Below are 2,692 nucleotides of genomic sequence, written 5' to 3'. Positions count from 1 at the left end.
CCGCGCTCAACAACAGGTACATTTCTGATTTTAGATTCAAATTGATTGGATTTATTTACCAGATTATTTCTCTCCAGAGTTAAACCTGCTTGAACATTTTTCAACGTTTCCTGTAAATAACCTTTCAATCCGGATAACTGCTCATTTATATTGGTTATCAAGGGATTATCAGGTTTGTTATTGCGCAACAAACGCTGTCTCTCAATTTGTAAATCATTATATTTAGTAATCAAATTATTAAGTGTATTATCTTTAATTCCAAGAGTGCTTGGAACAATTTCATACATACTATCTCTTCCAGCTAAGTATTGAGCCAAAGATTTTATCAAATCTAATTGTACACCCGTCGAGGATAAATTAAAATCGTAATCACCTGAAGTTCTTAGGTTTATTTCCGAATCAGCGCTCATATTAGTTACACGATTTACTTGCTTATAGTTTTCCACTCCTCGCTCTAAAACTGATAAATCGCTGGTTAAATCCACCAAACGCTGATCAATAAATCGAATCGTATTTCTAGCTACCTTGTTTTTAGTACCTACATTATCATCATTATAGGTATCTATGAGCTTGTTTAAAATATCAACTCCACGCTGTGGGATGGCATCAAGAAGTGTTAAAGATACAGTATTTGCATCCTTTACAATGGGCACGATCTTTATTGCGCTCAAACTATAATACTCAGCCATTGTATACAAATCATTAAATTTAATTTTAAGTGAGGGCGCCGCTGTTGAAAATGCAGGTCCCTTTACAACTCGAATAATATAACCTGGTCTTTTAATTTGCTGATTATAATTGTATAACACATTCTCCCCATCTGTTTTGAATGAAAATACTTGTTCATCCTTTATAGAAAGCTCAATGTTTTGAGAATATGCTTGATTGTTTAGGTATTCTATAATCACCTGAATGGGCAAGTTTTCACCATATAATTCCTTATCATTAAATATTCCAGGAATTAAATAGCTTGTCTCTAACTTCAAATCTTCCAAAGTTTTAAAAATCAAATCTCTTGATCTCATTACCTCCATTTCATTATCAACAGTTCGAGCTCCGCGAAACATATCGAGATCACTAAAAGCGGTCCCTTTTAGGAGCCCGTCGCCCTTAAAATCATTTTGAATCAATAAAGTGCTACTCACTTTATAAATGCGGGTAGCATTCATTAAATATAGACTAGCAATTGCCAATGAGATTAATATGGTTATTAAAAAAACATACCAATATTTTACAACCTTCAACAAAATATCATTGAGATCATTTGCAGCTGAGGAATGTTGCTTTTTTGTGTTTGAAGCCATGACTTATAAATTTTTAAATTTTGAGTTACTTTGATAATAAGGCAGTAGACAATACAGCTACGGCAGAAATAGTTGCTACAACTAAGGGCATTAGGCGGTTATTGGGACTGTATTCGAGGGATTTGGATTTATCGGGTTCCACATAAATAACATCATTCTGCTTCAGGTAGAAGTAGGGCGAATTAAGAATAGCTCTATTGTTTATGTTTACACGAACAATGGATCGCTTGCCATCCATTTCTCGAATGACAAGAATATTTTCACGTTTTCCATAAGGGGTTAAATCACCTGCCATACCTAATGCCTCCAGTAAATTAATCTGCTCATTTGGAATATTAAATGTCGCGGGACTATTTACCTCTCCAATTACGGTAATTCTAAAATTGAGATATTGCATGTTAACAATTGGATTTTTAACATAATAGTTAAGCTGCTTGACCATTGTTTGCTGTGCTTGCTCAAGTGTTAAACCCTTCAAATTAACCTTACCTAGAACAGGAAAGTTAATAGCTCCATCTTTATCTACACGATAGCCCTCCTTCTCAAAATAACCGTTTTTATTAATGTTGTTAGAGTTAACAGAAAACATCAAGTTGGATTCTGTACTTAAGGTATTAATGGTAATGCTCAGTAAATCATTAGACTGAATTTTAGGCTCAGTTTCAGCGGTAATAACCTGACTATCATTGGTTTTATCAACCATGTCACTGAAATAAACCAGATTTCGACGAGGCGCACATGAAGCACTTAATATAATTAAGACTAGAGCACAATAGGCATACATTAGTTTCATAAAATTTATTTTTAATTAAAATCAATTAAACAACTATTCATTATTTAGAATTTTAAAATTAGATAATCCAAGTATGAAAAAACCGGGGTTTACAGTGATTGTAAATCGAATTGTAAAAAATTTACAAGATTTTTCACATGACTGTAAAACACATTTCACAGCCGATTCACATTGTTTTATAGAAAAAGCATTTTAAAAAAAATGTAAAAAAAAATTCCATTCATTTAAATGGAAGAATAATCAATTTTTAGAGGTAAGTTTAGACAATTAGCATGATCTAAATTAATTGCAATTATTGCTTGAATCCGCCAAGAATTAATAACTAATAATTTTCTAAAATCACTCTTAATTAAAGTACCGACTCTAAGTTCTTGAACAAGAATATGAAATATGGGTTAATTCGATAAAACACATTAGTATTATATCATTTCATTGCTCACCAATTTAATTTACAATTAAAGATTTTCAAATTTTCTGTAAACTCTTTAAGGTTACAAACATCCGATTTGTTTTTTTTTATTTTACAACGACGTGGAAATATAATGAAGAGCTCAAAAGAAATATTAGGATCGTTAATAAAATCAAGAAGATTAGA

General features: G+C 31.8%; 2 protein-coding genes. Both read right to left on the bottom strand.

Going from position 1 to position 2,692, the window contains the following annotated elements:
• Positions 1-1,304 (bottom strand): GumC family protein (locus tag ACILQF_RS12405; RefSeq protein ID WP_395627716.1); only part of this gene is annotated, 1,304 nt, incomplete at its 3' end.
• A gap of 25 nt (positions 1,305-1,329) precedes the next feature.
• A complete protein-coding gene (locus ACILQF_RS12400; RefSeq protein ID WP_395627715.1) occupies positions 1,330-2,097 on the bottom strand; it encodes a polysaccharide biosynthesis/export family protein in 768 nt (255 codons plus the stop codon).
• Positions 2,098-2,692 lie beyond the last annotated feature (595 nt).

It is taken from the genome of Daejeonella sp., assembly GCF_044232565.1.
Classification (GTDB): domain Bacteria; phylum Bacteroidota; class Bacteroidia; order Sphingobacteriales; family Sphingobacteriaceae; genus Daejeonella.
The sequence above is the reverse complement of the archived record's forward strand: the minus strand, read 5'-3'. Positions and strand labels throughout refer to the sequence as shown.

What these genes read in the sequence shown, in the direction of transcription:
- ACILQF_RS12400 (WP_395627715.1), bottom strand. Translation starts at nt 2,097, where the DNA reads ATGAAACTAATGTATGCCTATTGTGCTCTAGTCTTAATTATATTAAGT.